This window comes from Pseudoalteromonas sp. LC2018020214 (assembly GCF_016598755.1).
Taxonomy (GTDB): Bacteria; Pseudomonadota; Gammaproteobacteria; order Enterobacterales; family Alteromonadaceae; genus Pseudoalteromonas; species Pseudoalteromonas distincta.
On record NZ_CP066804.1, the window covers coordinates 519,293 to 537,492 of the forward strand.

Here is an 18,200-nt window from a genome sequence, read left to right on the forward strand (position 1 = left end):
CATTTAATAGTATTAATTCATTATTTCATGAGAATAAATTGTAAATTAATGTATAATAATGCCCGAAAACGCTTAATAAAAAACATTTGGAGTAAATATGGATTCAGTACTTAATTGGCTTAACGATAACTCAGGCCTAATTTTACACTATGGTATTCAAGCAGTTGTTGCGCTTGTTATCTTTTTACTTGGTAGTCGTGTTGCTAAGTTTTGTTCTAACTTAACTGAAAAAGGTTTTGCTAAAAAGAAAGTAGATAAAGCTGTCGGTTCATTTGTTTCAAGTATTGTGTACACACTTGTATTTGCTGTAACTATTTTAATGGCACTTTCGCAAATTGGCATTGAAACAACTTCGTTCATTGCTATTTTAGGTGCTGCCGGTTTAGCTGTTGGTTTAGCATTGCAAGGTTCATTATCTAACTTCGCATCAGGCGTACTAATTATTTTACTTCGTCCATTTAAGTCTGGTGACTTTGTTGAAGCAGGTAATAAAATGGGTACGGTTAAAAAAATCGAAATATTCTCAACTGAACTACGTACTCCAGATAACAAAGTAATTATCGTGCCAAACTCTCAAATAATGTCTGGTGCTATTACTAACTTCTCACGAGAGTCTACTCGTCGTATCGATTTAGTTATTGGTGTTGGCTACGATGCTGATTTACGTCACGCAAAAGAAGTATTAAAATCTGTATTAGATGCAGAAACACGCATACTTAAAGATCCAGCTTACAATGTATCTGTAAATGAGTTAGGCGATTCAAGTGTTAACTTTATTGTTCGCCCTTGGGTTAACGCTGCTGATTATTGGCCTACTTACTGGTCATTAATGGAAAATATTAAAATTGCATTAGATGATGCAGATATTACTATCCCATTTCCACAAATGGATGTTCACTTTCACAAGCAAGACTAATTTTAAATAGTTATTTAATTAAAGTTATCTTTAATTGTTGTAGTGCTAAAAAGCTATTAAACATAAAATTTTCATGCGGGATCTGCCGCATGAAAATTTTTTACATTATTACTTAGCTGTTTAGCTTGCTCTAACAAGTAATGCTTTAATAAAATAGATGTACATTTATACAAAGGTTATTTTTTAATGAAATTAAAGCTTTTATCAGTTTTAGTTGCGGCTTCTGCTGCAACAAACGCATTTGCTGCAGACGCAGAACAAAGAACATGGGAAGTTACCAGTGAACTAGGTGCTATTGTCACAAGTGGTAATACAGAAACGACCACACTTAAAGGTGGCATCAAAGTTCAGCACAACCTTGAAAACTGGAACAACGAATACAAGCTAGACGGCATCTACAAAGAAGATGAAGTTGAAGATGCTAATGGTGACAAAAACAAGCAGCGAACTAACGAAAAGTATTCAATTTCTGCACAAGGTAATTACAAATTAAATGAAGATCATTCTCATTTATTCATTTATGGTTCACACGTTTCAGATTATTTTGGAGCGTATAGAAGTGAGTCAGTAATTTCTGCAGGTTACGGTTTACGTTTATTAAACGAAAAAACTATGTGGTTAAGTGCTGAAATTGGTCCTGGTTATAAATACTTTGAATACCCAGATGACAGCACTGAAGTTGATGACAACGGTAACTCTCTTGCTGGTGAATTTGAAGGCGAAGTAATTGCCTTAGGTAAGCTAGATTACAACTGGCAAATTTCTGAGAATGCACGTTTTACTCAATTAGTTGCTGTTGAGTACGGTGATACAAACACTAAAACCCGTTCTGAAACTGCATTACTTGCAAAAATAAACGGCTCGTTACAAATGAAAGTCGCTTTTAATGTCACTAACAACTCAGATGTTGCTGACGACAAAGAAAGCACTGACACAGAAACGTCATTCACGTTGGTTTACAGTTTTTAACCAATGTAGTTAAGTTAATGACATTTAAGTGACAAAAGGGACGAAAGTCCCTTTTTTATTTGCTTATAATTAAGGTATTATAGCGGCCAATTTTGGTTGTAGACCTAGGGATATGCCTACTCGTGAAAGTTTTTACACAATTTATTAGTGCTTTTATTCTACTTTGTAGTTTTAGTACTTTGGCTTTTACGCCAACAGCGTCTCAACTTGAGCAGTTTAAAAAGCTACCAAAAGCTCAACAAGAAGCGCTAGCAAAACAGTACGGTGTTGATATAGCAACGATCACTGGTACAAACCAATCTAATACTCAAAATAATACACAGCAGCAAAGTAGTATTGGTGAGCGTACCGAGCCTGGAAAAGAAGAGCTTACAGATGAAGAGCGCTTTAAACCAAAAATAGACGAACTTAAGCCATATGGCTATGAGTTGTTTGCAGGTGAACCTACTACGTTTATGCCAAGCGAAAATGCCGCAGTACCAGATACATATATTGTGGGCCCTGGCGATCAATTAAAAATAAACTTTTACGGTAAAGAAAGTGAAAGTTTTGAAGTTATAGTTGACCGTGAAGGACGTATTAGTATTCCAGACTTAAGCCCTGTAGAAGTGGCTGGTTTAACCTTTGCTGAAATTAAAGAACTAATAAAAGTAAAAGTAGAGCAAGAGGTAATAGGTGTAAAAGCGTTTGTATCACTTGGTCAGCTTCGTAGCATGCGTATTTTAGTGCTAGGTGAGGCTTACAAGCCTGGTAGCTACAGTGTTTCATCATTAACAACCGTTTCGCACGCATTATTTGTAAGTGGTGGTGTGTCTGATATTGCTTCTCTACGTAATATTCAAGTTAAACGCGCAGGCAAGGTTGTAGCAAATTTTGACCTTTATGACTTACTTATTAAAGGCGATAGCAGCAACGATATCGTATTAAAGCCGGGTGATGTCGTATTTATACCATCAGTTGGCGCTCAAGTAAAAGTTGAAGGTGCAGTTAAACGTCCCGCTATTTTTGAACTTAAAAAAGGTGAATCTGCTAAGCAGTTATTAGCAATGGCCGGAGGCCTCAAACCAAATGCCTATGCTAAAAATGCAGTGGTAGAGCGCTTCAACTTCGACCGTAAAGAAGTACTCTCGGTCGATTTTTCAAAACCACAAATTAACTATATCCCGCAAGATGGCGACCGTATTCGCTTTAATTCAGTTAGCTCGCAATATCAAAATTCAATTAGCTTAATTGGTGCAGTAGCACGCCCAGGTAATTATCAATGGCACCAAGGCAAGCGTATTTCAGATGTACTTAAATCTATACGCGGTGACCTACTACCGCAAGCCGATTTAAGCTACGGCCTCGTAATCCGCGAAATAAATGTAAACGGTGATATAGAAGCGCATCAGTTCGACGTTGCTCAAGCGATTATTAAAAATCCTGAAAACAACTTACAACTTAAAGCTAATGACAAGATAGTTGTATTTAGTCGTTTTGAAGAAAAAGAAGCAGAACAATCAGCTCTAGCAAATATGGCCCTTAGCCAAGAGCAACAAGAGCAGCAACAAAAAGCAGAGCAATGGCACAAGTTTGAGCAAAAAGAGTTCGAAAAATATATTGGTGTTAATCAAGAAGACGAAGAGCTTGTTCTTGAAGACAATAAAATACTAACAATTGCTGAAATTTCTAAACGCAAAGCAAAAGAAGAAGAAGACCAAGAACTCAAACCTGAAGATTACGCATTATTTAGCCGCCATAACTTATTAGCGCCGATTATTGCTAAATTTAAACAGCAAGCATCAGTGCAACAAGCAATGCAATTAGTTGAAATCAGCGGGAATGTAACTTTCCCTGGTATTTATCCACTAATGATTGGTGGTGAGGTAAAAGACTTAATAACTGCAGCCGGTGGTTTATTGGAGTCTGCCTACGTAAAACAAGCTGAAATTACACGTATTGTAGCCAGCGATGGTTCTAAAATAGAACACTTACGATTTGATCTTGAAAGCGCCATGAAGGGCGATCTTCAAAGTAATATTACGTTACAAAGTAAAGACAGCATAAACGTTTTCGCTATTCCAAACTGGCAAGAAAACGTAAAAGTAGAATTAAAAGGTGAGCTTAAATTTCCAGGTACGTACACGATACGCCGAGGTGAAACGCTAACTGAATTACTGGAACGCGCGGGTGGTTTTTCACAATTTGCAGAGCAAAAAGCAGCTGTATTTACCCGTACATCAATTAAAGAACAAGAACAAAAACAACTAGCGCGTTTATCTACAGAGCTTCGCCGCGATATAGCTTCTAAAAGCTTCCAAAACTCGGTGAGTAGCAGCACACTTTCTTATGAAGAAATGAACATGCTGTTAAACGACCTCGCAAGTGTTGAAGCTGTAGGGCGTTTAGTAATTGACTTACCTTTAATTGTAAATAATCAACAAAACTTAGTATTACAAGATGGCGATACACTTTATGTACCAAGCAAGCGCGATTCAATCAGTGTAATAGGTGAAGTTAACTACTCAACATCACATCTTTATAAATCAGGTGTTAGTGTTGATGATTATATTGCGCTAAGTGGTGGCCTTAAAGAGCGTGCTGCTGAAGATAGAATTTACATTATTAAAGCCAATGGTTCAGTGAAAATACCAAGTACAGGTGGCTGGTTTGCAGCTAATAATGCTGAACAGTTAGAACCCGGTGACACAATAGTAATACCAATGGATGCAGGGCACATGGATAAGCTAACGCTTTGGAGCACAGCAACGCAGATTCTTTATCAGTTAGGTGTGGCTGTCGCTGCTATTGGAAGTTTGTGATATGTATTTTTACATTACAAATACTTTAAATTACGTAGCAATACTAAAAAGGTTTCATTAAGTCATGGAAAATAGCAGCTATATTCAGTCCAAGGAAGGCTTAGTTAAAAATGATGAAGTTGATCTCAGAGAGCTCTTCATCTTTATATGGTCTAAAAAGCTATTAATAGCATTAATAACTTCAATAATTAGTATTGCAGTAGTTATATACGCACTACAGTTGCCAAATATCTATAAGGCTGAGGCTCTATTATCTCCAGCTGAGCAGCAACAAAATAACGGTTTAGCTTCCTTAGCTGGACAGTTTGGTGGTATCGCTAACCTTGCTGGAGTAGATTTAGGTGGTTCGAGTAGTTCGAGTAAAACAGGTTTGGCAATTGAAGTTTTAAAATCAAGAAAGTTCAGTAGTAAATTTATAGAGCAGCACGACATTCTTAAAGACTTGATGGCAGTTAAAGAATGGGACTTATATCAAAATAAAATTACATACGATAAAGAAATATTTAATAGCGAGACTCAAGAGTGGGTAAGAGAAGTTAAGCTCCCTTTTAAAGCTAAGCCATCTATGCAAGAAGCATATATCAAATTACAAGAAGCCATGAGTGTGGAGTTAGATCCTGATACAGGCATGATTAAACTATCTGTAGAGCATTACTCGCCATATATTGCTAAGAATTGGGTTGACTGGTTAGTGACAGATATAAATGAGGTTATGCGAATTAGAGATGTTGATGAAGCACAAAAAAGCACCTTGTTTTTAACCCAACAGATTCAAAACACTGAAATATCAAATATGAAATCAATTTTATTTACCCTATTAGAAGAGCAAGCAAAAATAATAATGTTTGCAAACGTTAGAACTGAATATGTATTTAAAACGGTCGATCCCGCGATCGTTCCCGAAAAAAAATTTAAACCAAGACGATCTTTAATATGCATTTTGGGATTTTTAGCTGGACTATTATTATCGCTATTTATCGTTTCAGTTATGTACTTAAGTTCTAATCCAGAAGAATCTATTAATGAACACACTAATGGGTAACTTTTCAGTGAAACGATTTAAATCAAAAAAAGAAGTTTTAAAACAAAATACTATTTTCATTTTTTGTCCCGAAAATAGAACTGAAGAGCTTCAAAGCATACTTGAAGAATATGAATTTGAGCTGGTTTTTAATGATTATTCAATAAAAGACTTTAGTTTAAAAGTTATTTGTCACTTTGAAAGTACAAATTTGAGTAAAACTCAAAAAGATTATTTAGTTAAAGCAACTGAGCTTGGTGCGTGGGTAGAGCCATTAGTTAGTTATTTAGATAATAGGCTTGGTTTTACTGAGGTACAGCTTCTCCAAAGTAACTATTTTTTACATCAAAAAGCATTTTCTATCTTATCAGTGAAAAAAACGCAGGTAGCAAAACGATTTATTGATGTGCTGAGTGCAATACTATTAATTTTACTTACATTACCTATTGGTATCTTATTTGCGATTTTAATAAAATTAGAGAGTAGAGGTCCTATTTTTTATAAGCAAACCAGAACAGGGCAATATAATGAAGAGTTTGAAGTAATAAAATTTCGTTCGATGTCTCGTGATGCCGAAGCCGATGGAGCTCAGTGGGCTCAAGCAAATGATTCAAGAGTAACCAAAGTTGGTAGGTTTATTAGGAAGACAAGAATCGATGAGCTACCACAGTTTATCAATGTACTGCGTGGTGAAATGTCAATGGTAGGACCTAGACCTGAACGGGAAGTGTTCATTACAGAGCTCGAAAAAGAAATACCGTATTATAGGTTTAGACACGCGGTAAAGCCGGGCGTAACTGGGCTTGCGCAGATAAGTTATCCTTATGGTGCTTCAGTAGAAGATGCTATATGGAAACATAAATACGATATTCACTATATTAAACATCATAGTACTTTTGGTGATTTAAAAATAATGTTTAAAACGATTAAAGTAGTTTTGTTTGGTCTGGGGCGTTAAATGGGCCCAATGGTTTCTATTATTATGCCGACTTATAATTCTAGTCGGCATATTACTCAGAGTATCGAGTCTGTAAGGCGGCAAACATATCTACACTGGGAGTTATTAATTACAGATGATTGCTCACAAGACAATACACGTGAATTAATTAAGCAATTTCAGCAAATAGATTCAAGAATAAAATTATTTACGAGTAAGGTTAATGGTGGTGCTGGTTGTGCTAGAAATAACTCAATTGCAGAGGCTAAAGGACGCTTTATAGCTTTTCTAGATTCCGACGATATGTGGGCACCTAAAAAATTAGAATTACAAATTGAATTCATGAAAGCTAATAAAATAGGTCTATCCTATACGGCCTATCAAAAGATAGACAGCCAGGGGAATTCTCAAGGTATTATTACCCCTCCAAAGCAAACCACGTATTCTAAATTATTATATGGGAATGTAATTGGTTGTTTAACTGCAATTTACGACACCGCAATTGTAGGTAAAAAATATATGCCTACAATAAGAAAGCGTCAAGATATGGGGCTTTGGCTTGATATCCTAAAAGACATACCACATGCTGAGAGTCTTTCTGATGTTTTAGCGTCATATCGGCATGATTCAGGTATGACGAAAAATAAATTCAAGATACTGAAATGGCAGTGGGTTTTTTATAGAGATGTTTTAAAATTTAATATTTTAAAAGCTTCTTACTACTTTCTTTTCTATGCGATAAACGGATTAGTAAAAAGTAAAAAGTATTAGCGAGCAAAAGTTGAATCTAAACAAAATTATATCAAATACCTCTTGGCTTATTGCAGACAAGATAGTTTTAATGGTCGCTAATTTACTTGTGACGATCTTTCTAGCAAGGTCCTTTGGTCCAGAAGACTATGGTACATTTAGTTATATATTAGCAATAGTAGCTATTTCAGCTCCAATATCAGCGCTTGGTTTAAATGCAATAGTTACACGTGAGATTGTTAACGAGCCAACTTGGTTAAATAAAATTATATCTACAACTTTGTTTTTACGATTGAGTGCTGCTTTATTCGTAAGCCTATTTTTCATTACTTTGATATTAGTTTCAGATTTCTTTCCAGATAAACGTCAAGCTTTAACTTTATCTATTTTAGCTATAGGTAATATCTTTACATCAGTCCAAGTTTTGGACTTTTGGTTTCAGGCTAAAGTACTTGCTAAAAATGTAACAAAAATGAAATTTTTAATTACTATTTTTAGTGCTTTTTTAAAGATCATTGTGGCTGTTATTTATCAAGATATTTTATATGTAGCTGCTATATACGCATTAGAAATTATATTTACAGCTTTTGGATTTATTTATATTTACTTAAATTCAGCTAAATCATCTATTTTTAATTTTAAATTTGTTGACTTTATTTACGCTAAAAAATTATTAAAGCAATCTGGTTGGTTAATATTGTCAGGGATAGCCTCAATAATATATCTAAAAATTGATCAGTTAATGCTTAATTATATGATTGGGCCTGAATCAGTTGGAACATATGCAGTAGCGTCAAGATTATCTGAGGTCTGGTATTTTTTTGCTAATGCTTTAGTTATTACATTATTTCCAACGCTTTTAAAATTAAAAAGTGATAACGCTAATTATCTAAAAAAATTACAGAGTATATGTGATGCATTATTTATTTCAGCATTATTTTTAGCCATATTTGTCACTATATTTGGTGACTTTTTTATCGATATATTATTTGGTGAAGCTTACCAAAAATCAGGCTTTATTTTACAATTGCATATATGGGCGTCTTTATTTGTATTTATGAGAGCACTGGCAAGTAAGTGGCTAATTGCAGAAGGTTTATTGAAGTTTTCACTGCTTTCTCATGGTATTGGAGCTGTAATCAATATAATTGCAAACTATTTCTTAATACCGATATACCAAGGAGAAGGGGCTGCAATTGCAACCGTTTTCTCATATTTAACAGCGTCCTTTTTAGCTTTCTTCATAAGTAAGTCTACAAGAGTTATAGCTATGATTATGCTGCAATCAATACTTTTACCATTTACGTTAGGAAAGCGTTATTGGTACATAATTAGTGGGAAATAAATGCGTTCTTTAATAAAGAAATTATTGCCAGATAGTCTGGTTATTTTTATATATAACTTCAAAATAAACTTTGATTTTAAACTTATAAACTTTTTTTCTAAAAGTGGTTTTTTAGCGTCGTTATACTATTTAGTTTTTAGTAGGGAATTTGACCGTGAACACAGAGCTGTTTTAATTGGCAGAGCTGCGTATAAATCTTCTCTCAAAAAACAACAAGGCTCAGTAGCTTTGCTAAGAAGAAATACACACAGATTAGAAAAAGGTTTAATTATGCAGCCTCGTAAGCCAACTTTTGCAGAAGCTTACATAGAAGAGACTGTAAACTGCTTGTTAGACTGCAGTATTAGTAAATGTGCAGGAGAAAATGAGCTAAAATGGGCAAACGATGTTCTAACTCTTTACTTTTCTTCAGTAAAAGAAACTAAAAAGATATCATTAGCGAAAGATAAATTTTCAGCGTTCAAATTATCTTCACAAACTAAAGATAACAAGTTTATTCCATACAAGCAAAATGAGCGACCAGAATTAAGTACTTCATATAATGAATTATTAAGTTTATTTAAACGAAGAAGGTCAGTTCGTTGGTTTGATGAGCAAAGTGTTCCCGTTGCGCTAATTAACCAAGCTGTCGATGCCGCTACTTTAGCTCCTTCTGCATGTAATAGGCAGCCTTACAGGTTTTTAGTGATCAGAGATTCGAATGAAGCAACCCATGTTGCTGAGTATGCAATGGGAACAGCTGGTTTTGCGAAAAACATACCTTGTTTAATCGCTGTTGTTGGTGATTTGAGTGCTTATCCAGCCGAGCGGGATAGGCACGTAATATATATAGATGCATCATTAGCTGCAATGCAACTAATGTTAGCTTTCGAAACGCTAGGCCTAAGTACTTGTCCAATTAATTGGCCTGATGTAGAAGAACGAGAAAAGCTCATTAGCAAAAAGTTAGACCTTGCTTATCAAGAGCGTGTTGTAATGTTAATGGCTGTGGGTTATCCAGAGCTTGAGGGGGGAATAGCTTTCTCTCAAAAGAAAACGAATGATTTATTAATTAAGGATTTATAAGCATATGATGGTTGAAGTTAAAGGTATCGGTTTACCAAACCGTGGTGCAGAGTTGATGTTACTTGCATTAGTAGAACAATTTAAAAGCCGCGGTATTGACGCCAACTTTGTAGTAGAGCCTCTAGGTGATTATAAAACCCGAACAAAATATAACCTTTTCCAAAAGTCTCGTTTTTTTGGTAAAGGTTACAACTTTGGATGGCCATTTTCTTTATTCCCTAAAATTATTCGTGAAAAGTATGGCATAGTAAATAAAGATGAGATTGATTTGGTTATCGATGCATCTGGCTTTGCATATGGTGATAAATGGGGCGCCAAGCTTATCAACGATCGTTTGGGTAAAGAAATAGATTACTTTAAGAGTAAGAACGTAAAAGTGATTTTATTACCTCAAGCATTTGGCTCATTTGAAAATAAATCTGTAGCACAAGTATCAAAGAAAATATTTGAAAAAGTTGATGTTTTGATGGCTCGCGATGATGTTTCATTTAAATACGTAAAAGAGTTAGGTAACTTTGAGAATCTAACCCAGTTCCCGGATTTTACAAATCTAGTAAAACCAGTAGAAGTACCTAAGTATGAACACCTAAAAGGTAGAGCTTGTGTTATTCCAAACTTCCAAATGATCAAACGTGGTAGTGCTGGTGAGAAATACACAAAGACCTTAGCTGCAGCGATTGAAAATCTAGAGTTATTGAATAATAAGCCTTACTTACTTATTCATGAAGGTGCGCGTGATTTAGAACTAGCTCAGAGTGTAAATAAATTGCTAAAAACGCCCGTTGAAATAATAGATCCGCAAGATGCACTAGAAATAAAAAGTATTATAAGCCAAGCCTCAATTTTAATTGGCTCGAGGTTTCACGGTATTGTGAGTGCTTTATCTACAGGTGTACCTGTAATAGCTATGGGGTGGAGTCATAAATATGAAATGCTTTTACAAGAGTATGGTGTAAGAGAGTTATTAGTTGAAGTAGATACAGAGAGTGTTAATACCTTAACTTCAAAAATTATTGAAGATGAAACTTATAGAACTGATTGCTTATCAAGAATTAACGCATCGTCAAAAAAATTAAAAATATTATCTGAAACCATGTGGGATCAGGTTTTTAAAGTGATTAATACTTAGGATTACCGATGCTTCAAGTGACAGTAGTAATACCTTTTTACTCAACTATTCCTGGGTTATTAATAAAAGCAGTGCAGAGTGCGCTTAAGCAGACAATTAATAACATTCAGGTCATAGTTGTTGATGATTGCTCTCCACTTGAAGCTAAATGTGAACTCAAATCTATTACTGACCCTCGACTAAAAATTATACGCAATGAATATAACCTACATGGCGGGCTATCGAGAAATGTAGGTGTAATAAATGCTGAAGGGCAATTTGTTGCGTTTTTGGATTATGACGATATTTGGTACCCAACCAAATTAGAAAAGCAGTTAGAGTTATACGAACAAAAGTCAGTTGATCTAGGGAAAGATATTGTTATTTATTCTACATGTAAGATTATTGATGGATCTCGAGAAATAATCCGCCCTACACGTAAAATTCAAGAAGGTGAAACTGTTGGTGAATACTTATTTAAAGCACAACAAATAATCCAAACTAGTGGCATATTACTTCCTAAAACTTTAGCAAAAATAGCACCATTTCATAACTTAAAAAGGCATCAAGATTATCAATTTTGTTTATCACTAGAGGGGTGTGGTGCAAAGTTCGTTCTGCTAGAAAGCGTTGCATATGAGTTTATACAAATTCCTAAATTAAATGATTATAATTTTTCATTGGAATGGCTAAATATGTATAAGAATTTATTAAGTAATGAGGCCACAACAGGTTTTTATTATTTAGTTATTTTACGTTCAATGATATCCCATAAGCATTATAAAAGAGCGTTAGTCTTTTCCTTAAAACACAAAATTTTGACTAAGTTTATTAAAGCGATATGTTTAAAATTTGCGAAACAATTACTTAAAACATTTAGAGTAATTAAATAACAATGAGCTGGCATATAAAAAAAAGAGACTTTTACTTATTTTCTCTAAAATTAGTTTTATTGATCGTTTTATTTTTATTTATGAATTTCGACAAAGCATTGAATGTTGATTATCCAAATTATCTAGCAAATTATAAAAACGATTGGTGGCAATTTGAATTAGGTTTCGAGTTTATAGCCTATCCTTTTAAAGTATTTAAATCTGAATTTTTGAGCTTTTGGATCTTTATTTTAGTTCTAGAGCTTATATTAATTGCGTTTTTATATAGAAATAACGCAATATTTTTGTTTGCCTTCCCAAACCTCATTTTCATATCTCAAGGTTTTTTGGGTACACAAATCAGATTCGGTTTGGCTATATCACTATTTTTAGTCGTTTTTTCTTTTTTTTATAAGAAAAAACATTTCTGGTTGATTTCACTTTTTACCATTTTATTTCACAATGCGATAATTGTTGTTTATTTTTTATCTAATTCGGTTAGGTATTTATTGAATGACAAAAGAAAGATATTTTTGAAAAATAACCTATTTTGGCTAGGGATTTTTATTGTTGCATCAGTAGGTATAAGTATATTAATGAATCATATTCTTATGGCCACTGGTTACTATTATTATGTCGGTACAAAATATCAAGAAGGCAAGTCAATCTCATCTCTGATTTACCTTTTTATATCCATGCTTTTACTGCTTTTTTTATTATGTAGAAAAAGCAACGCTCAATATTCTGAGTATATCTACTTTGGTTTTGTTATAGTGGTCTTTAGCTTGATTTTTTCGAAATCGTCAGTTATTTCGGGACGTTTTACTTTAGTTTACACAATGCTCGAGCCATTTGTTTTGTATTACTTCTATCAAAATATAGGTAAGAAAAAGTACTTCTTTCCTATCTTTATTCTTTACTGCGTGATTTGTTACATAAAGCTGATTACCGTTAATTTCAAGGTTTAAAATTTCATGAAAATAGTTGCATTCGTAGGAGAACCCTTCGATTCGTATAATGGTAATTATTATACCAAACAAACATCTGCCGCGTTTTTACAAGATGCGATAGGCACTGAGTCTGTATATGTATGCTCACCGGTAAAAGAAGTTGATTCATTGCCACTCAGTTATAGTACAGAGGTTAATGAAAGTCATTTTTATCCATTTCCAAGCTATTCTTCTACGAAAGACTTTGCTATTAAGGGGCTTTTTCAACGAGGTTATATTAAAAGCTACAAACTAAATGCTGATAAAGTGATAGCAGAGCATAGTGGCGCATACTTTTGGATTAGGTCACCATCAATGGGAAGCTTACTTTTTGGCATTCAAGCTTTAAAAGCAGGCGAAAAAGTTTTACACCATATGTGTGCTGATTCTTCTAGTACTTGGAAAGATCCAAAGTATTCATTTCCAGAAAAAATTCTTGGTTTTCTTTTTTCAAAATATTTAAGTATCAAGCTAAAGAAAATATGTGCGCATAAAAATACCGTAAATTTATGTACAGGTGATGTTTTAGAGAGGTTTAGCGCAAAATACTCACCTAAAAATACATATCAGTTTGTTGATTTAATGGCAAAAAAACCTAAAAATATTCATCAACCTGTAAAAACTAATAATTTATTTAAAATGCTATTTCTTGGTCGTATAGTCGAAGACAAAGGCGTATTTGACTTGATCGAAGTCGCCCGTCAATTAAAAGATAAAGTGCAGGTGACGATTATAGGTGATGGCGTTGATTTAAATGAGGCTAAGCAATTAGTTGATTCACTTTCACTACAAGAAACTGTTACGTTTACAGGGTTATTACCCAATAGTGAACTTAGCGAATACTACAACCAAACAGATGTTGTAGTCGTGCCTTCTAATAATCATTATGAAGGCTTTCCTAGGGTAATTATGGAAGGTTGGGCCTTCAATAAGCCGGTTATAGTTTCAAATACAGGGGGCGTTAAAGCTTTTGTTAAACATAATGTAAATGGTTTAATATTTACTCCAGGTAGTCAAAAGGAATTATATGAGGTTGTGAACAAGCTATTGAGTGATGAACGCCTTTATACTGAACTTCAAACTGAAGCAAAAAAAATGGCTGTGTATTCAAGTCAAGATTATTGGGCTAATTTTTTAAATACGCTACTAAAATAATCATACCTTTATATATTTAATAAATTACTGCTCAGGTTGTCTTATGAATAAAAAAAGCTTTTTAAACAAATTAATTTACTTGCTAGGAAGTAAATTACGGAACCCTACTTTAAATATTGCATACAACTCTTTAAAAAGTACTGAGTTTGCAAGCGAATCTGAGTTAAAGGATTTACAGAATAAAAAACTCGAAGAGTTAGCTGCTTTTTGTTACCAGTACTCTGATTATTATAAAAGTATTTTTGACACTATTAATGTAAATCCAACTAAAAAACCATTTGGAATAGAGCAACTTCAAAAGTTACCAATTTTAGAAAAGAGCACATTAATTTCAAAAAATAAAGAGCTACATACGTTAAATAAATTTGATTTTAAAAAGGTTTTTTACTGTGAAACGTCTGGCTCAACAGGCCAAGCGCTTACGTTTTATAGAAATGAAGAGTGGGACTCTTTTAACCGCGCCTCTATTGAAAGGGGACTAAGCTGGTATGGTGTTTTTCCATGGGATAAGAATGGCTACTTCTGGGGGTTCAATTTTAGCAAAGCCAAAGTCCTTAAAACAAAGCTTTTAGATTTTCTTGTTAATAGGTTTAGGCTTTTTTCATACTCGTCAAAAGAATTAGATCTTTTTCTGAATAAATGTAAAAAAGCTCAGTATGTTGAAGGCTACAGCTCTATGATATACGAAGTAGCTAAACTAGCTAATGAAAAAAAAATAAGTATTACTAATTTAAAGTTGGTTAAAGGTACTTCGGAAAAAATTTACCCCTATTTCCATAAAGAAACCTTAAAGGCATTTGGATGTAAAATAGTGAGCGAGTATGGCTCTGCGGAGTCGGGTATTATTGCTTTTGAGTGTCCAGCTGGCAATATGCATCTAAATGAAGAAACTTGTTATGTTGAATGTATCGATGGTCAAGCAGTCGTAACTAATCTTGTTGCGCGCTCTTTTCCAACATTACGCTATGCTTTAGGTGATTACATTGAGTTAAGCGATGGTAAATGTGTTTGTGGAAGACAACATCGAATACTCAAAGAGGTCACCGGTAGAATAGGTAAAAATCTTATAGGCATCAGTAATAAAAAATTTCCATCGCTAACTTTATACTATGTATTTAAAAACTTAGCTGTAAATTTTAATATTGAGTTAGCTTATAGATGCGAACAAAGAGCTATTGGTAAATTGGATGTTTTTTTGGAGTGCTCACCAAATCCCGCTGTCCAAAAATTACTTATAAATGAATTTCAAAAGTATTTTTCAGGTGATATGGAGTTCCAATTTAATTATGTTGACTCAATACAAGTAAAAGGAAAAAAGATGAAGGATTTTGAAAGTTACTTAGACTAAGGTAGGGTGTATCTCCCTATAGGAATTAGGAGATTGTTTTGGCAAAAAATAAAAAGGCTGTTGATAAGGCTCATTTTTATCTTATTGCACTGTTGAATTAAGTGCTAATTAACTGATATTACCTTCCTATCTCAATTTTAACTTCACTACTTAACACTTCCTTGTACTTTGCTGCTAACGCGCTTTTTGCATCATCATCGCCATGCACAATTTTTATATGACTTGGCTTTTTATGCATACCCGTTACAAACTTAACTAATCCGTTTTGATCGGCGTGGGCGCTATAGCCACTAATTGTATGTACTTTGGCGTTTATAGTAATGCGGGCATCATTTATAAAAACATATCCATTACGTGGGCCATACTTTTGAATTTCACGGCCTAATGTTTTATTACCTTGGTAACCTACAAACAATACATCGGTGGTTTTGTCATTTAAAAATCGCTCAAGATAATTAACTATCCGCCCACCAGTACACATACCACTTGCCGCTAATATTATGGCTGGCGTTTGCCGCGTACTTAAATAGTTAATAACAGCCAAGTGCTCTTTGTGTGAATCAACCGTGGTTAGGTTTTTAAAATCGAGCGGGTGCCTACCGTTTGCAACTTTGCGTTTAGCTTCGCTATCCCATAAGTGTTTAAAGCTTTTGTATTGCTCAGTAAAATTAGCTGCCATGGGGGAGTCGAGTATTACGTGAATGTCTCGCCACTTAGACTTTTTAGATGAGCTATGTATGAGTTGCTCAAGCTCATATAGTAGCTCTTGTGTGCGGCCAATACTAAAAGCAGGAACTAAAACAACGCCATTGTCGACTACGGCGCGTTCAATAATGTTTTTTAGCGTTTGTGTACGCTCTTTACGGCCTTGATGGTTTTTATCGCCGTAGGTTGATTCAATAACGAGGGTGTCGGCTTTATAAGGCGCTTTAGGTGAAGGAAGTAGCGGGGTATACGGTGCGCCTAAGTCTCCTGAAAACACAACGCGATGTTTGTTATCATCATTATTTATAACGTCAATTTCAACGTAGGCAGAACCTAATATATGCCCAGCACGCTGTAATCTCGCCTTAGCTTTATTGAGCCCTTTGCAAGGCAGTTCAAACCACGTTTTATAATCAACAGCAACTACGCGTTTATTTAATAAGCTTAAGCAGGCAGCTATAATTTTAGGGTCGCGAGTTACACCCACTTTTAAAGCATCTTCAATTACCAAAGGTAATAAACTGGCCGATGCAATACTTGTAAAAATAGGTCCTTTAAAACCGGCTGCTAATAAGTAAGGAATTCGACCAACATGGTCAATATGGCAATGGGTAACAATAAGCGCAGTTACATGGGTAATATCAAATTCAATTGAAAGATCTGCTTTAGAATCCTCACCCTGAAATAATCCGCAGTCAATAAGTACACTTGTTTGCTCGTCAATTACCAGCTCGTGACACGAACCTGTAACCCCACTAACCGCTCCGTGATGAAGTATTTGCATTATTTTCCTCATTGACACGTATTTATTATATTGGCATTTAAGGTAGGAGCTAAAGTATAAATATTCAAGGTAAGTTACAGCGCTGTTATCTTACGATAAAGGTAAAGTATAGGTATAACTAGAATTACATAGTGTTCAGGTTGTGTTTAAGTATGCTTATCTATCTTATGTGCTGGTAATGATCAGATTAGCGTGTATCGCGCATTGAGCTATTATTTGTGATACCCTTTTTGGCGCAATAAATTATTCTAAGTTTTTTTTGGTATTTATTTATTGGGAACATAGTTATAATTAACTGCATATAAATATAAGGTTTTTGCATGGTTATGGATGATAAGTATGCCTAAGTATTTCCCCCTATTTACATTGATGGATAAATAATGGACTTTTGGTTCCCTCTCTTAATTACATTCACTATCTCACTTGTTGCCATAAAAGTGATTAACCCCATAGCTATAAAAACAGGGTTGGTTGATTTCCCTTGCGATCGAAAAATACATAAAGGAAACATTCCTTTAGTTGGCGGAATTGCAATTTATTTAGCTGTACTAATTACTTCAATGTTATTTATAGAGCACAGCCGAAACTTAAATATTTATTTAGTTGCATCAGCGTTGGTACTTTTTTTAGGTACTCTAGATGACCGTTACCAACTCTCGGTAAAAATTCGCCTTGTTGCACAGGTACTTGTAGCCTCGTTAGTTATATTTGGAACAGAGATATATTTACACAGCTTAGGGTATATTTTAGGTTGGTTTGAACTAAAACTAGCAGGGTTTGGGGTAATATTAACGATCATTGCAATAATAGCGGGAATAAATGCTATTAACATGATGGATGGCATGGACGGGTTAGTCGGTTTACTCAGCTTAGTCGCATTTACTGCTTTAGCTTTTTTACTAAGTCGAGTTACTAATGCATGGTATTTGCTACCTTTTTTATTTATTGCCGCCTTATTGGGTTATTTAATATTTAATCTCAAGCTGCATAGTTCAGTCACAAAAATATTTATGGGTGACTCTGGCAATATGCTCATAGGCTTAACTCTAGTTTGGCTCATGGTAATAGGAATAGAATTAGATGCGCCAGCATTAAGACCTGTAACCGCTTTGTACATAATTGCAGTGCCTTTAATGGACATGGCAACAGTAATAATGCGTAGAGTTAAATCAGGAACATCCCCTTTTCAGGCTGACAGACAGCATTTGCATCATTTGTTTGAATCTGCTGGTTACAGCCATCGTTTTTCGCTTATTGTTATTTCTGCTGGTGCAAGTATACTAGCCGCACTAGGTTGTCTAGCTGAAGTTTATGCTGTAGCTGAGTGGATAATGCTAGTGTCTTTTTTATTGTTTTTTATGTGCTATTCGGCACTTACTAGACATGCATGGAAAAAGTTAACGCAAATTTAGCTGCATCAAAGGAATTTTATTTT

15 protein-coding genes are annotated in these 18,200 nt (G+C 34.5%); 14 read left to right on the forward strand and 1 reads right to left on the reverse strand.

Features of this window, described 5'->3' with window-relative positions; all coding sequences use genetic code 11:
• Window positions 1-97: 97 nt before the first annotated feature.
• The 13 genes from JG479_RS02275 to JG479_RS02335 all read left to right on the forward strand — a co-directional run bounded on the left by JG479_RS02275 (window position 98) and on the right by JG479_RS02335 (window position 15,276).
• The gene (locus JG479_RS02275) at window positions 98-916 is read left to right on the forward strand and encodes a mechanosensitive ion channel family protein (protein WP_002958438.1); all 819 of its coding nucleotides are present in this window, start codon (window positions 98-100) and stop codon (window positions 914-916) included.
• 186 nt (window positions 917-1,102) lie between these two features.
• Window positions 1,103-1,885 (forward strand): DUF481 domain-containing protein, encoded by a 783-nt coding sequence (locus JG479_RS02280; protein WP_002958439.1) that lies wholly within the window; start codon window positions 1,103-1,105, stop codon window positions 1,883-1,885.
• Between the two features lie 122 nt (window positions 1,886-2,007).
• The gene (locus JG479_RS02285) at window positions 2,008-4,686 is read left to right on the forward strand and encodes an SLBB domain-containing protein (RefSeq protein ID WP_200219846.1); all 2,679 of its coding nucleotides are present in this window, start codon (window positions 2,008-2,010) and stop codon (window positions 4,684-4,686) included.
• A gap of 64 nt (window positions 4,687-4,750) precedes the next feature.
• Window positions 4,751-5,728: a Wzz/FepE/Etk N-terminal domain-containing protein gene (locus JG479_RS02290; protein ID WP_200219847.1), complete on the forward strand. Its 978-nt coding sequence runs from the start codon at window positions 4,751-4,753 to the stop codon at window positions 5,726-5,728.
• Window positions 5,709-6,665, forward strand: a complete 957-nt coding sequence (locus tag JG479_RS02295; protein ID WP_200219848.1) for an exopolysaccharide biosynthesis polyprenyl glycosylphosphotransferase — start codon at window positions 5,709-5,711, stop codon at window positions 6,663-6,665. Before JG479_RS02290 ends, JG479_RS02295 begins: the two co-directional genes overlap by 20 nt.
• Window positions 6,666-7,415 (forward strand): glycosyltransferase family 2 protein, encoded by a 750-nt coding sequence (locus tag JG479_RS02300; protein ID WP_200219849.1) that lies wholly within the window; start codon window positions 6,666-6,668, stop codon window positions 7,413-7,415.
• A 10-nt stretch (window positions 7,416-7,425) separates the two neighbouring features.
• On the forward strand, window positions 7,426-8,739 hold the full coding sequence (locus JG479_RS02305) for a flippase (protein WP_267908466.1): 1,314 nt from the start codon (window positions 7,426-7,428) through the stop codon (window positions 8,737-8,739).
• Complete coding sequence (locus JG479_RS02310; RefSeq protein WP_200219851.1) at window positions 8,740-9,804, forward strand: nitroreductase family protein; 1,065 nt, start codon at window positions 8,740-8,742, stop codon at window positions 9,802-9,804.
• Window positions 9,805-9,808: 4 nt separating this feature from the next.
• Complete coding sequence (locus JG479_RS02315; RefSeq protein WP_200219852.1) at window positions 9,809-10,933, forward strand: polysaccharide pyruvyl transferase family protein; 1,125 nt, start codon at window positions 9,809-9,811, stop codon at window positions 10,931-10,933.
• An 8-nt stretch (window positions 10,934-10,941) separates the two neighbouring features.
• A complete protein-coding gene (locus JG479_RS02320) occupies window positions 10,942-11,805 on the forward strand; it encodes a glycosyltransferase family 2 protein (protein ID WP_200219853.1) in 864 nt (287 codons plus the stop codon).
• 2 nt (window positions 11,806-11,807) lie between these two features.
• Window positions 11,808-12,752, forward strand: coding sequence for an EpsG family protein (locus tag JG479_RS20255; protein WP_200219854.1), 945 nt, complete (start codon window positions 11,808-11,810; stop codon window positions 12,750-12,752).
• Between the two features lie 6 nt (window positions 12,753-12,758).
• A complete protein-coding gene (locus JG479_RS02330; RefSeq protein ID WP_200219855.1) occupies window positions 12,759-13,928 on the forward strand; it encodes a glycosyltransferase in 1,170 nt (389 codons plus the stop codon).
• A gap of 43 nt (window positions 13,929-13,971) precedes the next feature.
• Window positions 13,972-15,276: a phenylacetate--CoA ligase family protein gene (locus JG479_RS02335; RefSeq protein ID WP_200219856.1), complete on the forward strand. Its 1,305-nt coding sequence runs from the start codon at window positions 13,972-13,974 to the stop codon at window positions 15,274-15,276.
• 118 nt (window positions 15,277-15,394) lie between these two features.
• On the opposite strand, the gene JG479_RS02340 is transcribed toward JG479_RS02335, so the two are convergent.
• Window positions 15,395-16,765, reverse strand: a complete 1,371-nt coding sequence (locus JG479_RS02340; protein WP_200219857.1) for an MBL fold metallo-hydrolase RNA specificity domain-containing protein — start codon at window positions 16,763-16,765, stop codon at window positions 15,395-15,397.
• A 380-nt stretch (window positions 16,766-17,145) separates the two neighbouring features.
• Between JG479_RS02340 and wecA the strand changes: the two genes are divergently transcribed.
• The gene (gene wecA, locus JG479_RS02345) at window positions 17,146-18,177 is read left to right on the forward strand and encodes a UDP-N-acetylglucosamine--undecaprenyl-phosphate N-acetylglucosaminephosphotransferase (protein ID WP_039485641.1); all 1,032 of its coding nucleotides are present in this window, start codon (window positions 17,146-17,148) and stop codon (window positions 18,175-18,177) included.
• Window positions 18,178-18,200 lie beyond the last annotated feature (23 nt).